Annotated in this window: 27 protein-coding genes and 1 pseudogene; 13 read left to right on the top strand and 15 right to left on the bottom strand. The window is 53.8% G+C overall.

The genetic code is table 11. From position 1 onward, the window contains the following. Positions 1-123 precede the first annotated feature (123 nt). From INT19_RS14020 to INT19_RS14035, 4 genes are all read right to left on the bottom strand, one after another. The gene (locus INT19_RS14020) at positions 124-1623 is read right to left on the bottom strand and encodes a sodium:solute symporter family protein (RefSeq protein ID WP_193061228.1); all 1500 of its coding nucleotides are present in this window, start codon (positions 1621-1623) and stop codon (positions 124-126) included. A 177-nt stretch (positions 1624-1800) separates the two neighbouring features. Continuing rightward, positions 1801-2172 carry a RidA family protein gene (locus INT19_RS14025; RefSeq protein ID WP_193061229.1) on the bottom strand — a complete coding sequence of 124 codons (372 nt, stop codon included), beginning with the start codon at positions 2170-2172 and terminating at the stop codon, positions 1801-1803. An 11-nt stretch (positions 2173-2183) separates the two neighbouring features. Continuing rightward, a complete protein-coding gene (locus INT19_RS14030) occupies positions 2184-3656 on the bottom strand; it encodes an N-acyl-D-amino-acid deacylase family protein (RefSeq protein WP_193061230.1) in 1473 nt (490 codons plus the stop codon). Between the two features lies 1 nt (position 3657). Further along, positions 3658-4521: a MurR/RpiR family transcriptional regulator gene (locus tag INT19_RS14035; RefSeq protein WP_193061231.1), complete on the bottom strand. Its 864-nt coding sequence runs from the start codon at positions 4519-4521 to the stop codon at positions 3658-3660. A 124-nt stretch (positions 4522-4645) separates the two neighbouring features. Between INT19_RS14035 and INT19_RS14040 the strand changes: the two genes are divergently transcribed. After that, positions 4646-5854: an amino acid deaminase gene (locus INT19_RS14040; RefSeq protein WP_193061232.1), complete on the top strand. Its 1209-nt coding sequence runs from the start codon at positions 4646-4648 to the stop codon at positions 5852-5854. A 33-nt stretch (positions 5855-5887) separates the two neighbouring features. Here the strand turns inward: INT19_RS14040 and INT19_RS14045 are convergent, their stop codons facing one another. The 4 genes from INT19_RS14045 to INT19_RS14060 form a co-directional block, all read right to left on the bottom strand. Beyond that, on the bottom strand, positions 5888-6565 hold the full coding sequence (locus tag INT19_RS14045; RefSeq protein ID WP_193061233.1) for an HAD family hydrolase: 678 nt from the start codon (positions 6563-6565) through the stop codon (positions 5888-5890). Then, positions 6562-7536 carry a 2-hydroxyacid dehydrogenase gene (locus INT19_RS14050; RefSeq protein ID WP_193061234.1) on the bottom strand — a complete coding sequence of 325 codons (975 nt, stop codon included), beginning with the start codon at positions 7534-7536 and terminating at the stop codon, positions 6562-6564. The genes INT19_RS14045 and INT19_RS14050 overlap by 4 nt, the downstream gene beginning before the upstream one ends. Before the next feature lie 43 nt (positions 7537-7579). Next, on the bottom strand, positions 7580-8548 hold the full coding sequence (locus INT19_RS14055) for a sugar kinase (RefSeq protein WP_193061235.1): 969 nt from the start codon (positions 8546-8548) through the stop codon (positions 7580-7582). A gap of 89 nt (positions 8549-8637) precedes the next feature. Next, positions 8638-9654 carry a LacI family DNA-binding transcriptional regulator gene (locus INT19_RS14060; RefSeq protein WP_193061236.1) on the bottom strand — a complete coding sequence of 339 codons (1017 nt, stop codon included), beginning with the start codon at positions 9652-9654 and terminating at the stop codon, positions 8638-8640. 183 nt (positions 9655-9837) lie between these two features. Here INT19_RS14060 and INT19_RS14065 point away from each other — a divergent pair, with 183 nt between their 5' ends. The 3 genes from INT19_RS14065 to INT19_RS14075 all read left to right on the top strand — a co-directional run bounded on the left by INT19_RS14065 (position 9838) and on the right by INT19_RS14075 (position 12501). Next, entirely contained in the window at positions 9838-10701 is an 864-nt protein-coding gene (locus tag INT19_RS14065; RefSeq protein WP_193061237.1) for a methyltransferase domain-containing protein, read from the top strand. Beyond that, entirely contained in the window at positions 10698-11687 is a 990-nt protein-coding gene (locus tag INT19_RS14070) for a methyltransferase (protein WP_193061238.1), read from the top strand. The genes INT19_RS14065 and INT19_RS14070 overlap by 4 nt, the downstream gene beginning before the upstream one ends. An 85-nt stretch (positions 11688-11772) precedes the next feature. Further along, positions 11773-12501 carry an SIMPL domain-containing protein gene (locus INT19_RS14075; protein WP_089037575.1) on the top strand — a complete coding sequence of 243 codons (729 nt, stop codon included), beginning with the start codon at positions 11773-11775 and terminating at the stop codon, positions 12499-12501. An 11-nt stretch (positions 12502-12512) separates the two neighbouring features. On the opposite strand, the gene greB is transcribed toward INT19_RS14075, so the two are convergent. After that, the gene (greB, locus tag INT19_RS14080) at positions 12513-13061 is read right to left on the bottom strand and encodes a transcription elongation factor GreB (RefSeq protein WP_193061239.1); all 549 of its coding nucleotides are present in this window, start codon (positions 13059-13061) and stop codon (positions 12513-12515) included. Positions 13062-13239: 178 nt separating this feature from the next. On the opposite strand from greB, the gene INT19_RS14085 reads away from it, so the two are divergent. The 6 genes from INT19_RS14085 to cysN all read left to right on the top strand — a co-directional run bounded on the left by INT19_RS14085 (position 13240) and on the right by cysN (position 18480). Further along, the gene (locus INT19_RS14085) at positions 13240-13884 is read left to right on the top strand and encodes a hypothetical protein (protein ID WP_193061240.1); all 645 of its coding nucleotides are present in this window, start codon (positions 13240-13242) and stop codon (positions 13882-13884) included. A 136-nt stretch (positions 13885-14020) separates the two neighbouring features. Further along, positions 14021-14707: an NUDIX domain-containing protein gene (locus tag INT19_RS14090; RefSeq protein ID WP_089037577.1), complete on the top strand. Its 687-nt coding sequence runs from the start codon at positions 14021-14023 to the stop codon at positions 14705-14707. A gap of 2 nt (positions 14708-14709) precedes the next feature. Next, positions 14710-15156 (top strand): DUF1249 domain-containing protein, encoded by a 447-nt coding sequence (locus INT19_RS14095; protein ID WP_193061241.1) that lies wholly within the window; start codon positions 14710-14712, stop codon positions 15154-15156. After that, a complete protein-coding gene (locus INT19_RS14100; RefSeq protein WP_193061242.1) occupies positions 15156-15890 on the top strand; it encodes a phosphodiesterase in 735 nt (244 codons plus the stop codon). The genes INT19_RS14095 and INT19_RS14100 overlap by 1 nt, the downstream gene beginning before the upstream one ends. Before the next feature lie 178 nt (positions 15891-16068). Further along, entirely contained in the window at positions 16069-17028 is a 960-nt protein-coding gene (cysD, locus tag INT19_RS14105; RefSeq protein WP_193061243.1) for a sulfate adenylyltransferase subunit CysD, read from the top strand. A 12-nt stretch (positions 17029-17040) separates the two neighbouring features. Then, complete coding sequence (gene cysN / locus INT19_RS14110; RefSeq protein WP_089037580.1) at positions 17041-18480, top strand: sulfate adenylyltransferase subunit CysN; 1440 nt, start codon at positions 17041-17043, stop codon at positions 18478-18480. Positions 18481-18604: 124 nt separating this feature from the next. Here the strand turns inward: cysN and INT19_RS14115 are convergent, their stop codons facing one another. From INT19_RS14115 to INT19_RS14125, 3 genes are read right to left on the bottom strand one after another with little or no spacing between them, the layout of a single operon-like run. Continuing rightward, positions 18605-19447 (bottom strand): substrate-binding domain-containing protein, encoded by an 843-nt coding sequence (locus tag INT19_RS14115; RefSeq protein WP_193061244.1) that lies wholly within the window; start codon positions 19445-19447, stop codon positions 18605-18607. Between the two features lie 16 nt (positions 19448-19463). After that, positions 19464-20210: an ATP-binding cassette domain-containing protein gene (locus tag INT19_RS14120; protein ID WP_193061245.1), complete on the bottom strand. Its 747-nt coding sequence runs from the start codon at positions 20208-20210 to the stop codon at positions 19464-19466. Next, positions 20207-20911, bottom strand: a complete 705-nt coding sequence (locus INT19_RS14125; protein WP_193061246.1) for an ABC transporter permease — start codon at positions 20909-20911, stop codon at positions 20207-20209. Before INT19_RS14125 ends, INT19_RS14120 begins: the two co-directional genes overlap by 4 nt. Before the next feature lie 174 nt (positions 20912-21085). On the opposite strand from INT19_RS14125, the gene INT19_RS14130 reads away from it, so the two are divergent. From INT19_RS14130 to INT19_RS14140, 3 genes are all read left to right on the top strand, one after another. Beyond that, the gene (locus INT19_RS14130) at positions 21086-21973 is read left to right on the top strand and encodes a substrate-binding domain-containing protein (RefSeq protein ID WP_226924662.1); all 888 of its coding nucleotides are present in this window, start codon (positions 21086-21088) and stop codon (positions 21971-21973) included. Positions 21974-22136: 163 nt separating this feature from the next. After that, on the top strand, positions 22137-23255 hold the full coding sequence (locus tag INT19_RS14135) for an App1 family protein (RefSeq protein WP_193061247.1): 1119 nt from the start codon (positions 22137-22139) through the stop codon (positions 23253-23255). 95 nt (positions 23256-23350) lie between these two features. Then, positions 23351-24025, top strand: coding sequence for a zinc metallopeptidase (locus INT19_RS14140; protein ID WP_193061248.1), 675 nt, complete (start codon positions 23351-23353; stop codon positions 24023-24025). 333 nt (positions 24026-24358) lie between these two features. On the opposite strand, the gene INT19_RS14145 is transcribed toward INT19_RS14140, so the two are convergent. The 3 genes and pseudogenes from INT19_RS14145 to INT19_RS19525 form a co-directional block, all read right to left on the bottom strand. Then, the gene (locus tag INT19_RS14145; protein ID WP_193061249.1) at positions 24359-24607 is read right to left on the bottom strand and encodes a GlsB/YeaQ/YmgE family stress response membrane protein; all 249 of its coding nucleotides are present in this window, start codon (positions 24605-24607) and stop codon (positions 24359-24361) included. Between the two features lie 167 nt (positions 24608-24774). After that, positions 24775-25788, bottom strand: coding sequence for a tRNA 5-methoxyuridine(34)/uridine 5-oxyacetic acid(34) synthase CmoB (cmoB, locus tag INT19_RS14150; RefSeq protein ID WP_193061250.1), 1014 nt, complete (start codon positions 25786-25788; stop codon positions 24775-24777). A gap of 1 nt (position 25789) precedes the next feature. Then, positions 25790-26298, bottom strand: a pseudogene (locus INT19_RS19525) (methyltransferase); the annotation flags it as partial.

Genomic DNA, 26298 nt, shown 5'->3' on the forward strand with positions numbered 1-26298 from the left:
TGTCTCGACTCGTAAGGATGCCCAATGGATTATCGATCGCGTGCCCAGCCCCGCCAATGGGTTATAAAAGCCCCACTGAGGTAATTCATCAGCGGGGCTTTTTGGCGCACTACTGGCTAATAATTAGCGAGATGCAGCGGGCACTTCATCACTGGTGAGTGTTGGCTCGGGCACTTGCTCCATTCGCTGGCGCTCTTGGTCAAGAATCGCTAGCGCCTGCTCCGGGGTAACGCGGGAAGCGGGTGTCACTAGACTTACCATCACGCCTGCTACCAGTGCTACAAGCACCGCAGGAATGCTTGGGTTACCCCAGAAGGCTGTCCAGTCGCTATTGGCGATAATCGTTAAAGAAGTCACCGACGCGCAAATTAGCGTGGCGATCGCGCCCTGCCAGTTGTAGCGGGGCCAGAAGCGACCGAGCATGGCACTCACAAACAGTCCTGACAGAATTGTCGAGATCATACGGGTGATGTAGGTGATGACATTATCCGAGGCTAGTGCGAACAGCAGTGCCAGACCAATGGTTGCTACGAGTGCAATACGTGAGAAGCGCACAACATTTCGTGCGGAGGGCGTGCGGCCCGTTGCCAGCACATACAGATCGCGAATCAGCGTGGAAACGCCGGCAATCGCATCGGAGCTTGCACTCGACATGGTGGCGGAGAGGCCTGCTACCAACAGCAGTAAGCCCAGCCCAAGTGGCATGATTTCAGTGGCTAGAAAAGGGAAGGCGTAGTTGCTGTTTTCGAGCCCAGGGTTAAGCGCGTGGGTGGCCATACCGATAATCGCGGGAATGATCGAAAAGCCCAAGTAAAGAACGCCGGTGATTAAGAACGAGCGGCGTACCGAGCCCACTGATTTACCTGAATAGATGCGCTGACGAAAAGAGGGTGTTGCCAGTACGCCGATAGCAATAACGGCGGCAAGCGATAGCGCCGGTAGTCCGCCAATCTGACCAATGCCTAGAAAGCTAGCGGCGCCCGCATCCATACCTGCTGTAAGACCTGAGAAGCCGCCAACCTCGATCAGTGCCAATATTGCCATCAAGATAAAGCCCGCGAACAGTACGACCGCTTGAATAGTGTCAGTCCAGATAACTGCGAAATAACCGCCGACCACGCAGTAAATGCCGAAGCCCAGAGCAACCAGAATACGCGCAGTCGTTAGATCAATACCCGCCATCCAAGAGAGGTAAAGGCCACCGCCAAGAATATGGGCGCCCAGCCAGCCTATACAGGCAATATAGATAAGTAGCGCGACCACATTGCGCACCAACCGGTTGGCGCCGACGTAATAGGCGAGTTCCTCGCTCATAGTCATAAAACGCAGCTTACGAACGGGGGCAAAACACACGGCGAGTAGTAAAACTCCAATTGCGCCGCCAATGCCATATAAAGCGCCTGCCCAGCCGTTGGCATAACCGAACCCAACGGCACCCATGCTTGAACCAGTACCTACCATGGTGGCAACCGTGGTGCCGACGGTAAGAAAGAGCGGTACGCTTCTCCCGCCGAGCAAGAAGTCGTCACCGCTGCTGCGTTTGTGTCTTGAAATCCACCAGCCAAACACAATCATGGCGACGATGTAGAGCACAAAGGTGGTAAGGAATAGTTGGCTGTTCATGTTAACCTCTTATCGTTGTTGATCCGGCCGTTGCCGCGGCCGGAGGTAGGCAATGGAAGCGATTACCGCAGGGCTTTTATCTGAATCACGCGGTAATCTGGCGCTGTGCCCTTGCCGGGGTACGGCGCTTTTTTTGTGGTAGTTATTTTTAGGTGTTTAGGCGCGATCAGCGCGGAATCACTTCACGTCAACCTCAACTTTGCAATCCACCACCAAGTCTTGAACGCTGCAGATGCGTGCCGGTGGGTTGTCGCCAAAGACCTCCTTAAACACTTTGTTGAAAGAGCTGAAATAGCGCGCATCGGTGAGCACGGTGGTGACATGTACGACATCTTCAACGCCGTAACCAGCTTCATGCATAATGGCCAGGCAGTTGTTGAAGGCGAGGCGAGTCTGCTCAACAATGCCGCCTTCAACGACTTCGCCATCGGTCATGGGAGTTTGGCCGGAGACGTATAGCCAGCCACCTGCCTCTACAGCGCGGGCAAAGGGCAGCTTCTGACCGCCGGTGCCTACGCCGCCTTCGGTGCCGTATCGTGTAATGCTCATGAGGTTTGCTCCTAGTTGGGGTGAAAGGTGGGAATTGATTGCAAAATGCGCTCTGTTCTGCGCAGCATCCTGCCTGCGCGTTGGTCTGAAATTGTGCCCTGGTGATAGGCGATTTTGCCGTTCACTATGACCATTTCGATGCCTCTAGCGGCCGCAATAGGGGTCTCGTAATTGGCTGTATCTTCAAGAGTTTTCAGATCAAAAAGGGTGAGGTCTGCGTAGGCGCCTATGCGGATCACGCCACGATCTGTTAAGCCAAAATTAGCTGCCGAAAGGCTGGTCATTTTGCGCACCGCTTCGGCTAGCGGCATTAGCTTTAAATCGCGGCTGTAGTGAGCTAGTACACGCGGAAATGCACCCCAAAGACGCGGGTGAGGGTGCGGGTCGTTCGGTAAACCATCGGAACCGACCATGGAGAGCGGATGCGCTAACACTTGCTGCATATCCGCTTCACTCATGTTGTGGTAAACCGCCCCCGCTGGCTGTAGCTGTTTGGCAGCGTCTAAAAGAGATACTCCCCACTCGGCGGCGATCTCTTTAAGTGGGCGGCGCGCCTGCTCTGGGTGCGGTGTCGACCAGGTAATGGTGATCTCAATCTCATCTGTCACTTGGCCGAGATCGAGGGTGGAGGAGCCAGCGGTGTAGGGGTAGCAGTCGCAGTGAGCATGCTGATGTTGGGCGGCTGCCTCTAATTTACCCAACGCCTTACCCGCGCCTCCCCAATTACCCGCGCCGGCGCATTTTAGGTGCGAGATCACCAGGGGCACCTGGCCACTGCGAGCAGTGGCAAATGCTTCGTCCATGGCATCTAGCAGACCCGCAAACTCATCACGAAGATGGGTGGTATAGACGCCGCCTGATTTCCCGACGGCGGCCACCAGGGGAGCCATTTCGGTGGTCGGCGCGTGTATCGCGTTGCGGTAGGCAAGCCCCGAACTAAGCCCTAATGCACCTTCATCTAGCGCTTGGCTTAGCAACGCTTCCATGTTGGCAATTTCTTCTCGATTCGCAGGCCGGGCAAAGCTATCCATCACCTGGCTGCGTAGACTGGTATGCCCCACCAAGGCGGCGACGTTAATACTGGGTGCGGCAGCGTCCACGGCGTTGGCATAGGCGCTGAAGCTTGGGTAGCGAAAGTCTTCTAGCTTGCCCAATAAATTCATGGGGTCGGGAACTTCGCTAGCGAGCGTCACGGGGCTGGCGCTGATTCCACAGTTACCCACCACCACCGTCGTTACTCCTTGTGTCAGCTTTGGCAGCATTTCGGGAGTACGAATAACATTGGTGTCGTCGTGAGTGTGGACGTCAATAAAGCCAGGAGCCAGATAGCGCTCTTGGGCGTCAATAATGGTTGTGGCGGTGGCGTAGGGCATGTCGCCAATGGCGCAGATACGTTCGCCTTGAATAGCCACATCGGCACGAAAATGGGCTGCGCCGGAGCCATCCAATACGTTGGCGTTACGAATCAGCAGGTCGTAAACCATCTTAATCTCCTAGTGGCTGGCGGTTGTCGCCACCGCGATGGTCATCGAGGCTAAGTTTGAGACGGCGTAATTTAGTTCGTGAACGCTCACGGTGGCGCATGGCAAGTTCAAGCGCTAACACGTCGATGACCGCCAGCATGGCGTAGCGGGAAGCTGAAGGGTGATAGATGAAGTCGGTTTCCCGAGAAGTAATCGGTAGCACAATGTCGGATGTTTCGGCTAAAGGAGAATTCAGAGCGGTGATGGCAATCACTTTTGCGCCGTACTGCTTGGCAATTTGTGCAGACTCCACCATCTCCGGGGTGTAGCCAGTGACTGATAGCACAACGACGACGTCATTCGGCTCTAGGGTTGACGCTACCATGCGGGGCAAGAGTGCTTGAGGGTAAGCGCAGATCGCATAGCCCAGTCTAACTAAACGGAACTGAAACTCTTGGCAGAGAATGCTGGAACCGCCTCCTGCGCCAAATACCAATATCTGGCGCGCTTGATCCAGCAGTTCAACCGCGCCTGCTACATCGGCCTGGGCGAGTAGATCACGGTTAAGCGCCAAGGTTTGCGTGGCAATGTCATACACCACGCTTGAACTGTCTTCGGGGGTCGCTTCTTGTATAAAACGACGACCTGCTGCTAAAGCGCGTGTTAAGCGCGTTTTTAAGTCGCGCACATTCGTGCAGCCGATAGCGCGGGCAAATCGGGTGACGCTGGCATCACTTACTCCTGCGCGCTGGGCGATGTCACCGATGCTTGCTTCGGTGACAAACTCGATGTCAGCAAATATCAGCTCGGCGACTTTCTTTTCAGCTTCGCGCAGGGCAGCAAAGTCAGTGGTAATACGTGACAAGATGTCGATTTCTTGGCTCACCGTGGACTCCTAGGGGTTGCCTGATTTAGAAAGTATGTTAGTTTCTAACCTGAAGTCAATGGTTGTGAAAATATCTAACATTGATGTGTTTCATTAAACAGAAAACTAAACAGGAAGTGGGCGAATGCAGACAATGCCATTAGTAATGGATAAAGGCGGTGTGGAATTGGGATCAAACCTTCTATCAGGTGTCAGCCTGCCTGCTGCCGTGGTGCATGAAAGCCCACTGGCTCATAACGTAGCCTGGATGCAACGATTCGCCGAGGCTCATGGCGCTCACCTGGCGCCCCATGGCAAAACCACCATGACGCCCGCGCTTTTCCAGCGACAGCTCCAGGCGGGGGCGTGGGGTATCACACTTGCCACTGCACCCCAGTGTCGTGCGGCCTTCACCAATGGTGTCACTCGGATATTGATGGCGAACCAACTGGTTGGTCAGGCCAATATGTCCATCATCGCCAGCCTGATTGAGCAGGGCGCGACGTTTTACTGTGTGGTCGATAGTCAGGAAAACGTGCGTCAGCTCGGACGTTTCTTTGCGGAGCGTGATTTGAATTTGGCGCTACTGATTGAGGTGGGGGTCACCGGAGGTCGTTGTGGCTGCCGCAATAAGCAGCAGATTCTTTCTCTGGCAGAGGCAATTGCTGATGAGCCTGCGCTTTCACTAGTGGGGTTGGAAGGCTATGAAGGGGTGGTTCACGGGGATAACCCCGAAGCGGGTATTCGTGCTTATGCTCAATATCTGGTGGATGTAGCGGTAGAGCTTGAAGCGGCTGGCCGCTTTGCGCAAGAAAACCCGATCGTAACGGCCTCAGGTTCTGCTTGGTATGACGTGATTGCAGAAGTCTTTGAGGGCGCACCGCTGCAGGGGCGATTTACGCCTGTGCTACGGCCTGGGTGTTATGTCGTCCACGACCATGGGCTTTATCGTGAAGCACAGTCAGCGGTATTAGACCGCCGACCGGATTTACAGCAGGGGCTTGAGCCTGCTCTGGAAGTGTTTGCCCAGGTGCAGTCGCTTCCCGAACCTGGGCTTGCCATTGTGGCGCTTGGGAAGCGTGATATTGGTCATGACCAGTTACCTATTGCCCTGCGTCGTTTCCGGGAAGCAGGTAGCGCCTCGCAGCCATTGCCTGTGGCTGGTTGGGAAGTGACGAAAATTATGGATCAGCACGCTTTTGTGCACCTTCCCGAAGAGGCTCAGGATGTCGAGGTCGGTGATATCGTCGCATTTGGCGCCTCTCATCCCTGTTTAACCTTCGATAAATGGCGCCAACTGCTGTTAGTGGATGACCAGTTAAACGTTAAAGAGCGTTTGGCTACCTACTTTTAAAAGAGACTCTATGATCGCTCGCCGCGACGTCGCTTACGCGGCTAAGCGCGCAATAGCGGCGGGCAGTTCATGGGCGTGTTGAATACCAATGGCACCCTCGGGGGTAACTTCCTCGTTAGGGAAGTGGTTGAGGTGAATGACGTGCATGCCTGCTGCCAACCCCGCTTCCACTCCCACCGCCGCATCATCAATCACCACGCATTGTTGGGGGGAGTGGCCCATTGCGGCGGCGGCTTGGCGATAAAGTTCAGGGTTGGGTTTCCAGACGTTTAAGGTATAGGCGCTAAACAGCTTGTCGCCAAAATGGTGGCCTAGCTCGGTGCTTTCCAGCGCACAACGAATTTTGGGTTCGGGGCCATTAGACACCACGGCTTTGGGGTGGCTGCTTAACTGCTCCAATGCGGCAGCCATACCCGGTATTGCCACCAGCTCAGCACGCATGCGGGTTTCCATACGTGTCCGCATGTCTGCCTCAAGCTGAGAAAGCTTGCTGTTTTCCAATGTCTGAAAACGACGTTCCAGCGTTTGGACGATTGTCAGGAAACGTACCCCGCGAAATTCATCCATATATTGCTGTGCTGAGAAGGGTAGGTGAAATTCGGGAAGTATTTCACCCATCACCTCGGCAAGCAGTACTTCGCTATCCACTAGGGTGCCATCGCAGTCGAACAGTAAGCAGAGCGGTGTAGACGTGGTGTTAACAGTACTCATCGATATGCTTCCTCGTTGACCAGGCTGATAGGGCGTTCACCCTGAAGTGCCAAGCAAATATTATCCACCGCCCGCTGGGCCATGGCGTCGCGGGTTTCATGGGTGGCAGAGCCGATATGCGGCAGTGCGACCACATTGGGCATCTTCGCTAGCGGTGACGAGGAGGGGAGCGGCTCCTGCTCAAATACATCCAGCCCGGCTGCTTGGATAGCGCCGTTTTTCAAGGCATCTATTAACGCATTTTCGTCGACGACTTTGCCGCGAGCGATATTGATGAAGATGGCGGAGGGCTTCATCAGCGCGAACTCATTCGCACCAAGCAAATGTTCGGTGTCGGCGGTGAGTGGCACGGTAACACAGACGAAATCGGCCTCGGCCAACAGCTCGTTGAGTTCGCGGCGCTGCGCACCCAGCTCCTTTTCAAGGGCAGGTTTGTGCGATGCATTGGAGTAAAGCACCCGCATCCCAAAACCCAAAGCTCCGCGCCTGGCGACAGCCTGACCAATACGTCCAAATCCCACCATGCCGAGGGTTTTACCATGCACATCGTTACCAAATAGTGCAGGGCCAATACTGGCCTGCCATTTGTCTGCTTTGACCCACTCGGCTAATTCAACTACCCGGCGCGCCGTGGCCATGATCAGAGCAAAACCAGTATCGGCGGTGGTTTCGGTAAGCACATCAGGCGTGTTACACAGCATAATGCCGCGCTGGGTCAGTTCATCAACGGGGATGTTGTCATAGCCAACAGAGACGGTCGCGATGACTTTCAAGTTGGGCGCTGCGTCCAGCAACTGAGGGGTGATCGCCAAGCCGGAGCCGATAATGCCATGCGCTTGCGCTAGGTTGGAAAGCACGTCTTGTTGAGTGAGGTCTAATGGTTTGGATAGCCCAACTAACTGGGCGTGCTGTTCAAGTTCCGCCCATTGAGATGAGCTGAGCCGCCCTAGTACGATGACGCTCTTTTTCATGCTGCCTCCTGTCGCTTGGATGGTGTTTGCGAATGCTAGTGGCTTAGCGTTGTTCTAGTGCCTGTAGCTGTTGGCGACTAGGTAAGCCTTCCATGTCGCCCACTACTTGAACGGCCTGGGCGCCCACCAAGTTGCCGCGGTTCAATGCCTGCTGAGGCGTAAGACCATCTAATAAGGCGCTAATCGCGCCCACTGCGAAGCCATCGCCTGCGCCAACGGTATCGACTACTTCAGCGACTGGTTGACCAGGAACCAAACAACTTTCCAGTGAGCCGTTGATGTTGCCGCGATAGTAGCTACCTTCTGGACCCAGTTTAATAATGACAGCCTTAACACCGCGCGCCAGATAGAAGTCGGCAATTGCTTCAGGCGATTCGCAGCCAGTCAGCAAGCGCCCTTCGGCCAGCCCTGGCAATACCCAATCGGCACGGCTGGCAAGTTCATTTAAGGTAGTGCGCATGACGTTCTCGTTGGGCCAAAGTGACGGACGCAGATTGGGGTCAAAGGAAATACTCGCACCATGAGCACGCGCCTGTTTCATCAAATGGCGGGTAAGCTGGCAAGCGCTTTCAGATAAGGCTGGGGTAATGCCTGTTGCGTGTAGGTGGGTAAGTGCCTGAAAGTCGACATTCTTAGCATCCTCAATAGAGAGGTGGCTCGCGGCACTGCCTTGTCTGAAATATTCAACTCGCGGGTCAGCGCCGTTCTGTGCACGCTCTTTAAAGAGCAGTCCTGTGGGGCGCTGTGAGTCAGTGTGAATATGCTGGCTATCGATACGCTCAGCTTCCAGTGCTTTGCGAATAAATTGGCCGAAACTGTCATTGCCCACTCGGCTTAGCCAGCTTACCTGAAAGCCCAGCCTGGAGAGGCCTATCGCGACATTATTATCGGCACCCGCCAAACGGCGCTGAAAGTGCTCAATGTTTGCAAGAGGGCCGGGGGCATCGGCGACAAACATGGCCATGGCTTCGCCGAAGGTCAGTATTTTGGGTGCAGAATCAGACTGTGTCATAGGGCGTCTCACTCGTTTTGCTGCTGATTGGGAACGATACCATTTCGAGGTGTCAGTTGTACGGCGTCTCGCAACGCTGCAGGTAAGGGCTATCCTGAGGGGGTAGTGCTACCCCGGGCAATTAGCGTTGGTGAGTGTCGGGCTTGCACGGCGAGCTTACCTGCGTGCTGGGGAAGCTGATTAAGCAGGCAGGCAACTGCGGCTTGACCAATCGCATCGGTTGGCTGGGCAAGGGTGGTGATGCCTGGCGACACGAGTTCACACCACTCCAACTCATCAATGCCTAGTAAACCGATTGAGCCCATCGTGAGGCCAAGGTGCTGAAAGCCGCGCACCATCGCGAGCGTTACGTTGCCGTTGGCGCACAATACTGCCTTGGGAGCGCTGGCAGGCCGCCGGGTAAACTCGCTTAATGTTGGCAGGGCTGAATGTTCATCTAGGCTGCTTAGCACTAGCGTCTGGTTGTCCAGGCCTAGGGTTTTTACTTGCTGCTTAAATCGTTTCAGCCGTTCTTGGCGAGCGCTGGCATGTTCAGGTGCTTCACTTACATAAAGCACTGAGCGATAGCCTTGTTGCACTAAGTGATCCAGTGCCATATCAATCGCTTGGGTGTTATCGAGCCCAATAACCTCGGCATCGAGTTGGCGAATTTCGCGATCAAGCAGCACCAGCGGAATACCGCTGTGCATTAATGCTTGCAACTGAGATTCAGGTTGCCCCGCCGCATTGATGATTAGTCCTTCCACTTGGTAGGCGGCCAGCGACGCTAGTTGCGTTTGTTCTTGCTCTGGGTCGTTATCGGTATTGCATACGATCAGCGAATAGCCGTGGGCTCGAGCGGCCTGCTCCACGCCATGCACAGCGGCAACCGAAAAAGGGTTACGTATATCAGCCACTAGCATACCCAGCAGCCGTGAGCCTCCGCCTTTTAGGCCACGCGCCATGAGATTGGGTTGATAGCCCAATGTGTTAGCTGCCTGCTCAATTTGTGACTGGAGCTTGGGGGTTAGCCGTTCGCGTTCTGAACCGAAATAACGTGAGACGCTGGTTTTGGATGTACCCGCTAATTTGGCAACTTCGATGAGGGTGGCCCGAGGTGACGGCATAAGTGGCGTGTTTCTTAAATAAATGGGAACGTTCCCAAATTAGCTGTTTTCGATCCGAAAGACAATACTCGTGGTATGGCTTGGCATCGACAATTAGCCCCCGTTGTCTTCACTATCGGAGCAAGCCTTCTGCTCTCAGGCAGGTTAAACTACGCGACTTTGAGTCAACGCTTGGCGCCATGCATGCATCCTCTTGATACATCAACAAGTCATATTTCAAACAGCCATATTGCAAAAGGCTATGAGCTAACCCAAGCGGGAGATCGCTATTTCGATGGCTTGGTCGATAAGTTCTCTCGTTCGCTTTACCAAGCGCCCCGTGGCGAGCTGCGGCTGGCGATGCTGGATTATTTGCTGCCGCAAATGCTGCGCCTGACAGCACAGCCAGTACTTGATGTTGGTGGTGGTTTAGGACAGCTCTCGGGCTGGTTTGCTCAGCGTGGGCACGCGGTCACCATGGCAGAGCCTTCCCAGGATATGTTGGCCCATGCAAATGCATGGCATGACGAGCGATGTGCTGCAGATGCTTGGCCACCAGAACAGCTGCGCTATCTTGCCGCGCCACTTCAGTCGCTGCCGCAGCAAGCGCCTGGGCCGTGGCCGCTTATTACCTGCCACGCTGTGCTTGAGTGGTTAGGAGAGCCTGAGCAGGCTGTGCAAACGCTGGCGAGTCTGCTTGCCCCCGGCGGGCAGTTAAGTTTGATGGTGTTTAACCGCGATGCGTTGCGTTTTTCCAACGTCATCAAAGGTAACTTACAAAAAGCGCTTAGCGACCAGCTTGAGGGCAAAGGTAAGCGACAGCGGTTAACGCCTATCTCACCGGTCACCCACGACGAAGTGTGCCAGTGGGCAGCGAATAACGGCCTGCGCATGGATTCCGTTGCCGGGATACGAATTTTTCAGGACTATTTACGCCATCCCTCTGCGGAAGAGAGCGAGCAGGCAACGCTGCTGGCGCTCGAAAAGCAGTATTGCCGCCAAGATCCTCACTGGCGGCTAGGTCGCTATTTACTTTACACCTTCACCAAACCCGAGGCCGATGTATGAGCGCTCAACTGCCTGCTTGCCAACTCCTTGAACGTTTCTATGGCCAAGCGGCTAACTTATGGCCCGTTGCGCCGCCTGCTGATGCTTGGTTGCAAGCCCACTCCACGGCAATGATAAGTGGGGATGTGGCGCTGCGTGAACACTGGGCATCCGGCGGTAAAGCAGCCGCTAGCCCGTTTGATGCACCCTTTATTCAGCAGGCTGGGCAGGTGGTGCTGTTTTGGCCGAAGGCTCATCAACTGGGAATCTGGTGGCTAACATGGCTATGTCACGTGTTGCCTGAAAATACCCCGCTTGATGTTGTTGGTGAGCACCAGGGAGGCATCAAGCGCGTGCCTAAGATATTGAATGAGTTGGGCATGCGCTGCGATAAGCTCGATAATGCTCGTCGTTGCTCGTTGTTTGCTACGCGCACGGTAGCGATGGAGCAGCCAGATAATGCGTGGCAAACCTTTGACGCGCTGGATTTAAAACTGGTGAGTCATCCTGGCGTCTTTGGTCACGGCAAGGTTGATGAAGGCACGCGTTTAATGCTCGAAAGCATAGCGACTAGCTTGCCCAAAAAGCCGCTCAACGTGCTGGATATGGGCTGCGGCGACGGCATTATCAGTGCTTGGCTTGCAGCGCGAGGCCATCAGGTCACCGCCGTGGATGTCAGTGCGTTTGCAGTGGAAGCGTGCCGCCGAACGCTAGCAGCCAACCAGCTTAGTGGTCGAGTGCTTGAGAGCGACGTCTATTCAGCGCTTGGGGGAGAGCAGTTTGATCTGATCATCAGCAATCCGCCGTTTCATCAGGAGCGCGAGATTACCTATAGCCCTAGCGCACGGCTGATTTCAGAAGCGCCCAATCATTTATCGGCCAAGGGGCAGCTTGTGTTAGTGGCGAATGCCTTTCTTCCTTATCCTGATGTGCTGGAAGGCACCTTCGGTAGTTTTGAGACCTTGGCAGATAATCGGCGCTTTAAAGTGTATCGAGCCGCTAAATAGCAAGCGCCACTGCTGAGACGACTATTTACGTCTATGATGCCATTTGTAAGCCTCGTTTCGGTGACACGTGTAAAAGGAGATGGAAATGACAGGAAGCGTTCGTACGACGGCCGTTATTGGCAGTGCGTTGATCTTGGGCGGTTTGCTGGCGCTGGGGCTAGTGTGGGGAGGCAGTTACTTCAAAGGGGCAGCGGAGGTTTGGCAGCAATCTTCACGCAGCGTCACCGTGCGTGGCTTGTCCGAGCGCGAAGTGGCGGCGGATATGGTGCTATGGCCACTTAACTATACTGTTAATGCCAATTCGCTTTCTGACTTAGAGCAGCAACTTTCCAGCAATGAGCAGTTGATTCGCCAATTTCTGGATGCCCGTGGTTTCGATATGGGCAACGTCAGCGTAACGCCACCGCGTATCACTGATCAATTTAGCAATATGTATGGTGGCGAACGCCCAGACGAGCGCTATCGGGCTGAGGCTACGTTGTTGCTACGTACTGATAATGTTAGTGGGGTGATAGAGGCGGTGCCCCAAGCCACTGCTTTGGTACGTCAAGGCGTGCTGTTGTCGCCTAGCTATGAATACCGCACTGAGTTTTTGTTTACTGGCTTAGACGACATTAAGCCTGAAATGATTGCTGAAGCGACGGCTGATGCACGCAATGCAGCCCAGCAGTTTGCCGAGGATTCTGGTAGTGGTGTTGGGGGAATACGCCAAGCGACCCAGGGCTACTTTTCCATTGAAGATCTTGATAGCTATACACCCCATATCAAGCGAATCAGAGTCGTCACTACGGTAGATTACGCGTTAGAAGAGTAGTCCTTAGCGCCTCAAGTAGGCGGTGATTTCATGCCCGGATAACGGATCGCCGTGATGGTGTAGAACGTCTCGCCATTGGGTGTGAGTACCGTGATATCGTCGTCTACTTCTTTCCCGAGCAGTGCTTTGGCCATAGGGGCATCGATACTGATCCAGCGCTTTTTGGTATCGATTTCGTCGTGGCCAACAATTCTAAGATGAACTTGCTCTCCGCTTTCATCTTCCAAATCGACGTACGCGCCAAAAAAAACCTTGCTGGTGTCAGCGGGCAGACGATCAACAATTTGCAGTTCGTCCAACCGTTTTGTTAGGTAGCCGATACGCGCAATAACGCGGTTTAACTCTTTCTTGTTATAGGTGTAATCGGCATTTTCACTGCGGTCACCCTGGGCGGCCGCTTCGCCGACTTTGGCCGAAATGGCGGGGCGTTTAACTCGCGATAGATGGTCCAAGACAGCGCGTAGGCGAGCCGCACCCTCTGCTGTGATCAGGTTGCTCTTAGGTTGTTGGCGCGGGTCTTTCGCTGGATCGCGCCAGCGCGTCATATTTCGGCCTTTCATTGCGTTTTTCACCTCCTCAAAGAGCACCAGCTTACGCTAATGGCAGTGTGGTTAACAAAGCGCTTATTTATTGGCGATTCATTCAAACGTTCGTTACATTATGGGTGTGGGTGATTTCAGACCCCAATACCAAACGTATTACTTGTTAGAAAGCACAAAAATAAACCAGGAGCTTATTATGCGCACACCCCCTTTTTCTCGGTTACTCATTGCAGCGGCGTTAGGTAGCGCCTTAGCGCTAGCCCCATTAAGCGTGTCGGCTTATGAAGGTGACGTATTCTCGCTAAAAAATCGCTGGGAACACACCGTCACTGAGATGCCAGCTAACGAGCGTGAGAGCACGCTTAAAGCGCTGGCCAGTGAGGCTGAGCAATTGGCTAGCCAACATCCTGATCAAGCGGAAGTATTGATCTGGCAAGGCATCGTGCTGGCTTCCTACGCACGTGAACGCGGTGGGCTTGGTGCATTAGGCACCGCGGGCGATGCCCGCGATGTGCTGGAGCGGGCCATTGAAATCGACCCACAAGGCGGCAATGGCTCGGCTTATGTCACGCTAGGAGCGCTATACGACCGCGCACCAGGCAGGCCGTTAGGCTTTGGCAACAGCAATACCGCTGAGCGCATGTTTCAGCGCGCGCTAGAGATTCGCCCAGACGGTATTGATGTGAACTATTACTATGCAACGTTCTTGAAAGAAGAAGGCAATACCCAAGCTGCTCGCGAGCATGCCCAGCGCGCGGTGAATGGTACCGCACGCGAGACCCGTCAAAAATCTGATGAAGCACTGCGCCGGGATGCCGAGGTATTACTCGGCGAGCTGTAGACTGTTAGCCAAGGCGCCTAGCGCTAAGGTTGATAGAAACGCTAAGGTTGATAGAAACGCTAAGGTTGATAGGCGCATTGGCATTCCCAGTGGTAAGCATTGATAATAGAACGATTGTTAACACTGGGAGTGCTTCATGGCATCTAGCCCTAATTCATTAGTGCCCGATGCGTCAGCGCCGCCTCAGTTAGGCCGAGACGATGTCGAGCTTATTCAGCGAGAGACCCTTTATCAGGGGTTTTTCCGTTTGGAAGCCTTAGAACTGCGTCATCGTCTGTTTGAAGGTGGCTGGAGCGGCACGATGCGGCGTGAGGTGCATAACCGCTTTGATGCTGTTGGCGTGCTGCTTTACGACCCTGCTCGTGACGCATTAGTACTTGTCGAACAGTTTCGTGCTGGCGCGATTGATGATCCGCTTTCCCCTTGGAAGTTAGAGTTGGTGGCGGGGCTGGCAGATAAAGGCGAGTCCCTTGAAGATGTTGCCCGCCGCGAAGCCATGGAAGAGTCTGGCTGCCAGGTTGGCGTGCTGACGAAATTGCATACTTATTATCCAAGCCCAGGGGCGTGTAACGAACGCGTGACGCTATTTTGTGGTTTAGTCGATACCCAGGGTATGGGGGGAATTCATGGCCTGGATGATGAGCACGAAGATATCCGTGTTCATGTGGTGGCTTTTCCGACAGCATGGGAACTCCTGGAACAGGGAAGACTCGATAACGCCATGTGTTTGATTGGGCTACATTGGTTAGCGAGCCAGCGCGCTTCGCTGCGTGCTGCTTCTCATCGAGCAGCGACAATGCCAAGCGAATCTGAAAAGGAGTGAACATGGCTAGAACCGCCTATGTCACCGATTTAAAGTCCCTGCAGGGCGAGTGTAGCGCCAACTATATGCGCATGCTTCGTTTGGTAGGTGATATGGAAAGTGGCCAGCGACGTGATATCGCGCTGCATGGCGATGACCAGCATTTCGGCGATTTACATCTTAAGATTCTGGAGCAGGCGCCCTATACCACGATGGTGGAAGTGACCCAGAGTGGGCCGCTAGATGCGGTTATTGAAGGCCCCAGAATGCGTGTCCATCTCTACCATGATGTACGTATGGCAGAAGTGACTGATTTTCAGCGTGAGCGCCACTTTAGTGGTCGCTATCGTTATCCGAATGCCAGAATGCATCAGCCAGATGAGAAGCTGCAGCTGAATCGCTTTCTAGGTGAGTGGCTGGCGCATGGCTTAGCCCATGGCCATGCCTGTGATATGCCGGAGTTACCCTGATGCGGCTGGTTCAGATTACCGATTCGCACCTGCATGCCGATAAGGCAGCTCGCTCACGGGCGGGAATTCCGTGGCAGCAGTTTGAGCGTGTGCTGGAAGCCGTGATCGCTGAGCGGCCTGACATCGTCGTATTTAGCGGTGATGTAAGCCAAGATGAAACGGCTGCCTCTTACGCGTTGGCATGCCAAGCGCTGGCATCATTGCCGTGCCCATGGTTCTGGATTCCTGGCAATCACGATCAGTTGGCATTCATGCAAGCAGAACACCCGCTGGTGGAAGAGGTCGATCTAGCGCAGTGGCGATTACTGCTGCTGGATACTCATGTGGAAGGCCAGCCGTATGGCGAGTTAGGTGCTGAGCGCTTAAACGCACTGGCTGCGCGCCTGGAAGAAGATGATCGCCCAACCTTGATTGTGATGCATCATCCCCCCGTTGATGTGGGCGCTGTGTGGATGGACGCTATTGGCCTTCAAGATCGCGAGGCGTTTTGGCAACTGTTAAACCGCCACCCTCAGGTTAAAATCATCCTGTTTGGTCATGCCCACCAAGCCTATGCCCAGTCGCACCGTACCGCGGATGGCAAGATTGACGTGTATGGTTGTCCTGCCATCGCAGACCAGTTCTTACCCGGCGCTGAGCAGTTTGCGATTGATGAAGCATCTCGACCCGGCTATCGAATCATTGATCTTCATGGCAGTGATTGGCAGACCTGGATTGAGCGTGTTGTCGTATAGTGTGTGCCTGTGATGACACTGTTAGGCAATAAAGATATAAAAAGATAGTTATTAATTCTTTTGGGTTATTATTGACTCGGCGTTACCCTATCCTCAAATAACCGTCTTTCGGCAACATTGCCGTTAGTCGGAAAATAGCGTTTGCACGTGCAAGCACCGTTTTATGAGGGAGTAGGTAATGAACCAGTTTTCTGCGCCGTCAGCGTCCCAGCGTGAGGTGTCTGCCACACCTGACGCGGCACGTTTGACCCATCTAAAGCAGCTAGAAGCTGAATCGATACATATTATCCGGGAAGTCGCCGCTGAGTTTAGTAACCCGGTCATGATGTACTCCATCGGTAAAGACTCCTCGGTGATGCTGCACTTGGCGCGCAAAGCCTTCTACCCGGGGACACCGCCATTCCCGTTGATGCATGTGGACACCACCTGGAAGTTTCGTGAAATGATCGAGTTTCGTAACCGCATGGCAGAAGAAGCGGGAATGGAGCTGATTGTGCATACCAATGAGGAGGGGCGGGCTGCCAATATCAACCCCTTCGACCACGGTAGTGCGAAATATACCGACATCATGAAAACCCAAGCGTTGAAGCAAGCGCTGGATAAGCATGGCTTTGATGCGGCTTTCGGCGGCGCACGGCGTGATGAGGAAGCCTCGCGCGCTAAAGAGCGTGTCTACTCCTTCCGCGATAAATACCACCGCTGGGATCCGAAGAGTCAGCGCCCTGAGCTTTGGAATGTGTATAACGCCAACGTTAACAAGGGCGAGTCAATTCGCGTCTTCCCACTTTCGAATTGGACCGAGCTGGATATCTGGCAGTACATCTATCTTGAGTCGATTCCGATTGTGCCACTTTACTTCGCCGCCAAGCGTCCTGTGGTTGAGCGTGATGGCATGCAGGTTATGGTTGACGATGATCGCTTGCCCTTGGCACCCGATGAAGTGCCTGAAGAGAAGTTTGTGCGCTTCAGAACGCTGGGCTGTTATCCACTGACCGGTGCGGTGGAATCAACGGCGGCGACACTGCCCGAGATTATTCAAGAGATGCTGTTGACCAAAACCAGTGAGCGTAGTGGCCGTGCCATTGATCGTGACCAGGTCGGTTCGATGGAGAAGAAAAAGCGCGAAGGCTATTTTTAAGGAGTAGGTCTAATGGCTCATCAATCCAATTTAATTGCTGACAATATCGAGCAGTACCTTCACGAGCACGAGAACAAAGACCTGCTGCGCTTTATTACCTGCGGCAGTGTCGATGACGGCAAATCTACGCTGATCGGGCGACTGCTGCACGACTCTAAAATGATCTTTGAAGATCAACTGGCGGCAATTACCCAAGCGTCTAAAACCAGTGGCACTACCGGTGATACGGTTGATTTGGCGCTGTTGGTAGATGGTTTGCAGTCAGAGCGAGAACAGGGCATTACCATTGATGTTGCTTATCGCTTTTTCTCCACCGAAAAGCGTAAGTTCATCATTGCGGATACCCCAGGGCATGAGCAGTACACCCGAAACATGGCCACGGGCGCTTCAACAGCCAGCTTGGCGATTATTTTGATTGATGCCCGTTATGGTGTGCAGACCCAAACTCGTCGCCATAGCTTTATTGCCGATTTGCTGGGTATTCAGCACTTGGTGATTGCGGTAAACAAAATGGATTTGGTGGAGTTCTCTGAGCAGCGCTTCAACGAGATTGTTGATGAGTATCGCGCGTTTGCCACCAACCTTAGCGCGCCGGATATTCGCTTTGTACCCATGTCGGCACTCAACGGCGACAACGTCGTCAACCCAAGTGATCAGACGCCTTGGTATTTCGGTACGGATTATGAAGGTAAAACGCTGATTGAGCTGCTGGAAAGTGTCGAAATCAGCCGTGACCAAAACCTCACTGATTTACGTTTGCCGGTACAGTACGTTAATCGCCCGAATCTGGATTTTCGCGGTTATTGCGGCACATTAGCGGCAGGTATTCTGCACCCAGGCCAGGAAGTAAAGGCGCTGCCATCGGGTAAAACGTCACGGGTTGAGCGAATTGTGACGTTTGACGGCGACTTAAGCGCCGCTTATCCAGGCCAAGCAATAACCGTCACCCTGGAAGATGAGATTGATATTTCCCGCGGTGATTGGATTGTTAGTGCCGACGCCGACTTACCGCTTTCTAATGCGTTCATGGCGGATATTGTATGGATGCATGAAGATGCACTGGCGCCGGGAAAACTGTATGACTTTAAGCTCGCCACCCGAGATCTATCTGGGCAGGTAAGTGCCATCGAGTACCAGATTGACGTTAATACACTTGAAAGACACGCCACTGACTCGCTGGGGTTAAACGCGATTGCTCGCTGTGAGGTAGAGTTAACAGCCGCGATTCCAGTGGATGATTATCGAACCAGCCCTGGTACTGGTAGCTTTATCATCATCGACAGACTGACCAACGTAACAGTTGGCGCTGGCATGATTCGCGGAACAGCCGATGCCCGCGAGCAGGTCAGTGGCGCTACTGATTGGGCAGCCTTTGAGCGTGATTTGAACGCGCTAGTGCGTAAGCATTTTCCGCACTGGGAAGCGAAGGATGTGCGTGACTTGCTGCGTTAACAGGGTCTGTTAGCAAGTACTGTTAGTAGGTACTGTTATCAGGTACTGTTATCAGGTACGTGAGCTGAACCAAAAAGCCGCCTTGGTCATTGAGACCAAGGCGGCTTTTACGTAAGGAGCAGCGCTACTGTGTGTTAGACGAAGCCTGCGCGTTAGGGAAAAACAGCTGTTGGCCGTTGACGTCAAAATCGGCAATCGCTTGCTGTCCTTCTTCAGACACCAGCCACTGGTGCCACTGGGCCGCTAAATCATGCTTCAAGTGCGGGTGTTTCTGTTCAGAAAGCAGCAGAGTGCCGTACTGATTAAACAGCGCATCGTCGCCTTCAAATAACAGTGTTAAGTCTTGCGGGTTTTCAAATGCTACCCAGGTTGCACGGTCAGTGAATGTGTAGGCGTTCATACCTGCAGCGGTGTTTAGAGTTGGCCCCATGCCGCTACCTAACTCGCGATACCACTCACCTTGAGGGGTCACCTCTGCACCTTCCCATAAACGCAGTTCGGCACGGTTGGTGCCGCTATCATCTCCTCGGGATGCAAAGGGTGATTCACTTTCCGCGATACGTGAAAAAGCCTCGGTGACATTGGCACTACTGCTCACATCTGCAGGGTCATCGCTGGGACCGACAATCACAAAGTCGTTATACATGACGTCCAGGCGCTCGCTGGCGTAGCCATCGGCGACAAACTGCTCTTCGCCCGCCGTGTCATGCACCAGCAGGCTATCGGCATCTCCTCGGCGGGCAATCTCAAATGCTTGTCCTGTCCCTACGGCGACCACACGCACATCAATGCCCGTGGTGTCGGTGAAGGTAGGAATAATCGCGTCAAATAGCCCTGAGTTTTCAGTGGAGGTGGTTGACGCTAAGGTGATGAAATCATCGTTAGCGAGCAGTGAGGCACTCCACGAGAGGCCTACTAATCCTGAGGTTAGTAAGCTAGCGGTAGTCAATATTGTGGTTTTTTTCATAGGGTTGCTCCTGGGGTTACCAAACAAGTTCGCCGCGAATAAAGGCTCCCGCTTGCGTGGAAGCTGGCGTGTTAAAAAAGTCTTGGGCCTGCGTGTGCTCTAGCACTTGGCCGCTATACATAAACACCACCTCATCAGCTAGGCGGCGTGCTTGATGCAGGTCGTGGGTGGTCATAATGATGCGCGTGCCGTTCTGGTGAAATTCATTTACCGCATCTTCAACCGCCTTGATAGCAGCAGGGTCTAGAGCAGATGTAGGCTCATCTAAGAACAGCACGGCAGGGTTAAGTAGCCAGGCACGAGCAAGCGCAAGGCGCTGCTGTTCGCCGCCGGAGAGCACCCGGGCAGGACGCTTGGCAAGCGCGACTAAGCCAAATTTTTCGAGTGCCTGCTGGGCCATGTGCTTGCGCTGCCGACGTGGCACTCCGCTAACTGCCAGGGCATAGGTCAAATTATCGATTGCCGAGCGTCGCAGTAGCACCGGGCGCTGAAACACCATGGCTTGGGCCGGTGGCTCTCCCTGCCAGCTAACGTGCCCACTACTGGGGGTGAGCAGGCCGTGTGCCAAACGCATTAACAGGCTCTTTCCTGCACCGTTGGGACCCATAATAAGTGTGCGCTGGCAGCCTGAGAGTGTCAGCGTGGTGGGGGCGAGTAAACGATGGCCGCGATGCTCAAAACTGACCTGCTCAAAATGTAGCGTAGGCACGGTCGTCATAAGAGACTGGGGGAAACTCGCTGGTGGAAAAATAGACGCGTTCATCCCAGTCGCCTCTTGGCCGTTTCACTGATCGTGTGAGCCAATGCATTAATCAGCGTTACAAGGCTAAGCAGCACGATGCCTAATCCCAGCGCGAGGGGGAGGTTGCCTTTACTGGTTTCCAACACAATGCTGGTAGTCATTACGCGGGTGACGCCATCGATATTGCCACCGACAATCATCACCGCACCGACTTCAGCGCTAGCGCGGCCAAAGCCTGCGAGTATCACGGTTAATAGTCCGAAACGTGCGTCCCACAGTAGAGTAGGCATCATCCGTAGCTGCTTCAGGCCAAGAGAGCGCAGCTGTTCGGCATACTCGTTATGCAGTGTCTCTACTTGCTGGCGAGTAAGCGCGGCAATAATCGGGAATACTAAAATGACTTGTGCAATCACCATGGCCGTTGGCGTAAACAGCAGCCCAAACTGACCTAGTGGCCCTGCGCGAGAAAGCAGCAGATAGACACATAACCCAGCGACCACTGGGGGAAGGCCCATGAGCGCATTGAGCAGCACAATCAACGCATTGCGGCCAGGGAAGCGCCAAAGAGCGAGTGCAGCGCCTAGTGGTAATGCCAGTACACAAGCAAGCAGTACGGCCAGCAGCGACACCTGCAGTGACAGCGTCACGATATCGATTAGCCCCTGATCCATTCCCAGAATCAAGGCAAACGCTGTGTAAAAAGGGTTCTCACTTGGGGACATTGCCGTTCGCACCCTCATTTTTGTTATTCAGCATCGTTTTTAACAACCGATATCATGTGACTTCAATTACTTTGAGGTGCATTACTAGCATCATGTACGCAAACTTGATGTAATGCACTGTGGTCTGAAATATATGCAGCTATATGCAGCTATATGCAGTAAATGGCGAGGCGTATGAACATGTTAAGGGAATTCCTCACCACGGCAGAGGTGGCCGACTACCTGCGCTTAAAAGAGCGAAAAGTGTATGACTTGGTGCGCCAGGGGCAGATACCTTGCAGCCGCGCTACCGGAAAATTGCTCTTTCCTCGTCAGCATATCGATATGTGGGTGCTTAGCCATTTAGAAGGTGACCAAGCGTTGCGTTCACCGCTGCCGTTGATAGTGGCGGGTAGCCAAGATCCACTGTTGGAGTGGGCGGTTCGCGAAAGCGGTAGTGATTTGGCTTCACTGTGCCACGGCAGTGGTGATGGCCTGCGCCGTTTGATGGAAGGAAAAGCGCTGCTGGCGGGCATTCACTTACTCAACTTTGAATCCGGGCGCTATAACGAGCCAGCGGCACTAGGGCTGGGGGGGGTGCGGGACTTAATCGTGCTGCATTGGGCGAAGCGCCAGCAGGGGTTGCTAGTGGCGCCGGGAAATCCACTGGGCATTCAAACGCTCAGTGATGTTTCTCGCCAGAAGGCTACGCTTGCCCACCGTCAGCCTGATGCAGGTGCGGCTCAGTTACTGCGTTGCCTGCTACAGCGGTCAGCGATTGAACCGAGCACACTCAATTGGGCAGCTAACGTTTCGTTGAGCGAAGATGATTTAGCCCTTTCCATTGCTCAAGGTGAAGCGGACGTTGGACTTGGGGTCGAAGCTGCAGCCCGTCGTCAACACCTACACTTTATACCGCTAATTGAAGAGTCATTTGACTTGGTGATGCACCGCCGAAGTTACTTCGAACCAGCGGTTCAGGCGCTTATTTCATTTACTCGCCAGGAGCGTTTTATCCAGCGGGCGGGGGCTTTGCAAGGCTATAACGTGAGCGGCTTGGGAGAAGTGTTGTACAACGCTTAGCAATATGGCTTTTGGCGGTTGAGGGACACCCGCCATTACGCCACACTGGTGACCGTTTAGCTATTTAACAGAGCCATCACAGGAAGTGAACAATGTTGGGAATGACGCAAAATATAGCGGTTGCCGATGACGTGGCTGAGTGTTTTTCGTGTGGGTGCCAGTAATGGCGTGGTATCAACCGTGGGTAAGTTTTGCCAAACGGTTGGCTCACGTGGTGGCACAGCCGATGAAGCGCGACAGCGGTCATGGGGGGATGATGGTGCACCCCTACCGTGGTTATGGTTCCCAGCGAGAGGTGTTTGTGATGGGGCGCGTGTTTCGTCAGGCCGCGTTAGGTAGGGCGATACCCCGGCGAGGTATGTTGCGGGATACTGCGGATGTTGCTCGGCGTATCTTTCGTCGCGGCCTCGCGAATGCCAAAGTGGATATACGCATTGGCGATAATCAGCTGTGTCTAACGACTGACCGCGACGGTTACTTTGACGCTCACTTGCCGATTAGTACTGCATTACCGGTTGATGTTTCCTGGCATCGTGCCGATATCATGGTTCATGCTGACGGCCACCCGCCAATCCGCACCAGCGTCGAAGTTTACGTGCCGCCTCCCGAAGCAGATCTGTTGGTGATCAGTGATATTGATGACACCGTCATGTTCACCGGCGTCGCTGAAAAACTCAAAATGCTGTATCGCTTGTTTGTCCGTAAGCCGCATCGACGCACGGCTTTTCCTGGGGTGGCATCGCTTTATCAGGCGCTGTATCGAGGAGAAACTGAGAAAGCTGAACGGCCTATTTTGTATGTTTCCCGAGGGCCCTGGGCAATCTATGAGATGTTGGAAACCTTCTTTCAGCTTAACCGTATTCCTGTTGGGCCTATTCTATTCCTACGCGAGTGGGGGATTTCTCTGCGCCGCCCGTGGCCGCGGCGGGCCGAAGCGCACAAGCGTGATTTGATCGACCGCATGTTAGCGCTCTATCACGATATGCCCTGTATTTTGATTGGTGACAGCGGCCAGCACGACCCAGAGGTTTATACCGAGGTGGTGAAGGCATATCCGACGCGAATCAAAGCGATCTATATTCGTCGAGTTGATAAGGATCCTCAGCGGGAAGAGGCGATTCAGCGTTTACGGGATGAACTTGCCCATACTGATTGTGAATTGGTACTCGCTGCTGACAGTATTTTGATCGCCGAACATGCCTACTCTAAAGGCGATATTTCTGCCAGAGGTCTGCAAGCGGTACAACGGGATGTAGACGCGCATCACAATGACCCTGAATAGTTGCAGGTGAGTGCGCCTATTTTGTGCTCATGGTAAAACTAAACACGGGTTAGCGGGTCGTTAATTTAGGTTCTTCATCAGTGGTGAGTGTGATCATGGTCATTGTGTTAATCGTATTGGCGCTGGCCATTTTTGTTCTGCCTAACCTATGGGCAAAATGGGTATTGAAACGCCACACCCGTGGACGGGATGACTATCCGGGTACCGGCGCGGAGCTTGCCGAGCATCTGCTACGTCGTTTAGGTGTAGAAGGCGTGAGGGTAGAGCGTACCGAGTTTGGCGATCATTACGACCCGGAATCGCGCTGCGTACGTCTCACCCCGGACCACTATGATGGCCGTTCACTGACGGCGGTGACCGTTGCTGCCCACGAGGTTGGGCACGCTATTCAACACCATGAAGGCTACGCGCCTCTGCTAGCCCGAAGTCGTTTGGTTCAAGTAGCGCAAAAGGCAGAAAAGCTGGGCGCTATTTTAATGATGGCCGCACCGTTTCTGTTTGTGCTCACAAGGCTGCCCGGTGGGCTGGCAGCGGTTATTGCCATGGCCGTCATTAGTTTTGGTACCGCCGCGCTGGTGCACCTAGTGACGCTACCCGTTGAGTTCGATGCCAGCTTTAACCGTGCACTGCCACTGCTTAAAGAGTACGTGCCGCCCTATGACATGCCCGGCGCTCGCCATGTGCTTACCGCCTGCGCGTTCACCTACGTTGCTGCTTCGCTGGCCAGCGTGATGAACCTTGGCCGTTGGCTGGTGATTTTGCGGCGTTGAGATTAGTGAGCGCTGGCCAAGCCCTGTTGAATAACAAAAAAACCAGCCCATCGGCTAATGCCAGCTACCGCACTGTCATTCCCGAGTGGGGTTATCGGGAATCCATCTTGATCTTGACCTTGACCTGCAGCAGCCCAGAATCCCAGGTCAACATGGATTCCCGCTAAGGGCCTGCGGGAATGACGAGGGCGTCTCGAAGGGCTGGGGTGGAGTCACCGCCAGGCACTTATTAAACAAAAAAACCAGCCCATCGGCTAATGCCAGTCAGGCTTAACTGACTGGCATTACGCTCTATTGAGCGGCTTTTTTTGTCGTATGGGCAATGTGAGATGCTTACTTCTTGATCATCCGATAGCCGAACAACAATACCAATGCGCCTACGATAGCGGTCCCAAAACTACCAAAGCTAAAGTCGCCCATGGTGCCAAGACCAACGAATGAACCAATCCAGCCGCCAACGAATGCGCCGGCAACGCCAAGAAGAATAGTAATGATAAGGCCACCTGGATCTTTACCAGGCATAATCATTTTTGCAATCACACCGGCGATAAGGCCGAATAGAATCCACGCTAAAAAACCCATCTTTACTCCTTGATTAATATCCCATTAGTGAGCTTGTGCCTATATGAGCGATGACATTATGGGCTATCCCATAACGATCTAAGTAATTAAGAACTGTTACAAAAAAACGTGTTATTAACAGTACGATCATTACAAGCTTGATTGACACAAGCGTACGACACAGCCCATCAACATCCGTTTCGGTTGGCGATAATCACCGCTCGACGTGGTGCAGGGTAGCCTTCAATGGTGCGAGTTGGATCGCTGGGGTCGAGGAAATCGGCTAGCGATTGATAGGTCATCCACTCGGTTGAGCGCTGCTCGTCAAGCGTTGTTAGTGCCTCGTCGACCACTCGCACATTGGTAAAACCGCACCGTTCTAGCCAGTGACATAGCGCTTTTGAAGAGGGCAGGAAGTAAACATTAGGCATCGCGGCGTAGCGTTCGCCAGGTACAAACACGGTTTGCTCATCGCCTTCCACCACTAGTGTTTCTAGCACCAGTTCACCGCCAGGGGCTAACGCCTCTTTTAGTTGCTGCAAATGCTCAAGTGGCGAAGGGCGGTGGTAGAGCACGCCCATGGAAAATACCGTATCGAAAAACCCCAGCTTTTCCGGCACATCTTCAATGCCTACTGGTAGAAACTGCGTGCGGCCGCCGTCGGCATTGCCAACGAAGTGGCGCACCGCCTGAAACTGCCAATAAAAGCGTGGTGAAGGATCAATCACTAGCACAAAGGCTGCGCCTTCTCCGGCCATGCGCCAAGCGTGGTAGCCGCTGCCACCGCCAACATCCAATACCTTACGGTACTTTAGCGGCGCGAGATGCGGGGCGACTCTTTGCCATTTCCAGTCGGAGCGCCATTCGGTGTCGATATCAATGCCACCCAACCGAAAGGGGCCTTTGCGCCAGGGCGACAGTTTGCGCAGCAGGTTAAAACACTGGCGCTTTTGGCTATCACTCAAAGCGACATCAACGCTCACTGTATCGCTGGTAAGATCGACGTGGCGCTCTTCGGGTAGAGCAGGTAGTTTGGCAACTGCCTTCTCCCAGGCGGACAGGTCGCCATGGCGCTGGCGATCTAGCCCATTGGCCAGCTGTTCAGGCAGCTTGGCAAGCCAGGGTGTCAGTGCGGCATCCTGGCTGGCTTGATCTAAAAATGCCTGATAAAGCGCGCGATGATCATCGGGTAACAGCGGCACCTTAATCCTCCTTGAAGGCGATCAGCGAGGTAAAGTTCAAGTACTGGAACCAAGTCATTGAGCGAGGAAAGCCCGCTAGGGCTAAGCGGCCATGTAAGGCATCAAGCGTGTCGGGAATCAGCACGTTTTCCAGCGCTGTGCGTTTTTGGCTGATTTCCATATCGCTGTAGCCATTGGCACGCTTGAAGTCATGGTAGCGCTCGACTCGCCATGCGTTATCCCGCTCATCGGCATCGATGGTTTTCTCCGATAAAATCAGTACGCCGCCCGGTTCAAGGGCATCGTAAAGCCGCTTCAGCAGCGCATCGCGATCGGCAGGGGGCAGAAACTGCAGCGTAAAATTAAGAATGATCATGCCGGAAGGTGCATACTCAAGCGTGCGTATGTCGGCCTCCTCGATCTGCATGGCATGGTCTGGGCACTCTTCTGAAAAGGTTTGCTTGGCCCTAGCCACCATGGCGGGTGAAAGATCCACACCGGTATAACGAAAGGCATCGGCGGGAAGTGCAC

Origin of the sequence: Halomonas sp. 3A7M (assembly GCF_014897875.1) — a bacterium.
Classification (GTDB): domain Bacteria; phylum Pseudomonadota; class Gammaproteobacteria; order Pseudomonadales; family Halomonadaceae; genus Vreelandella.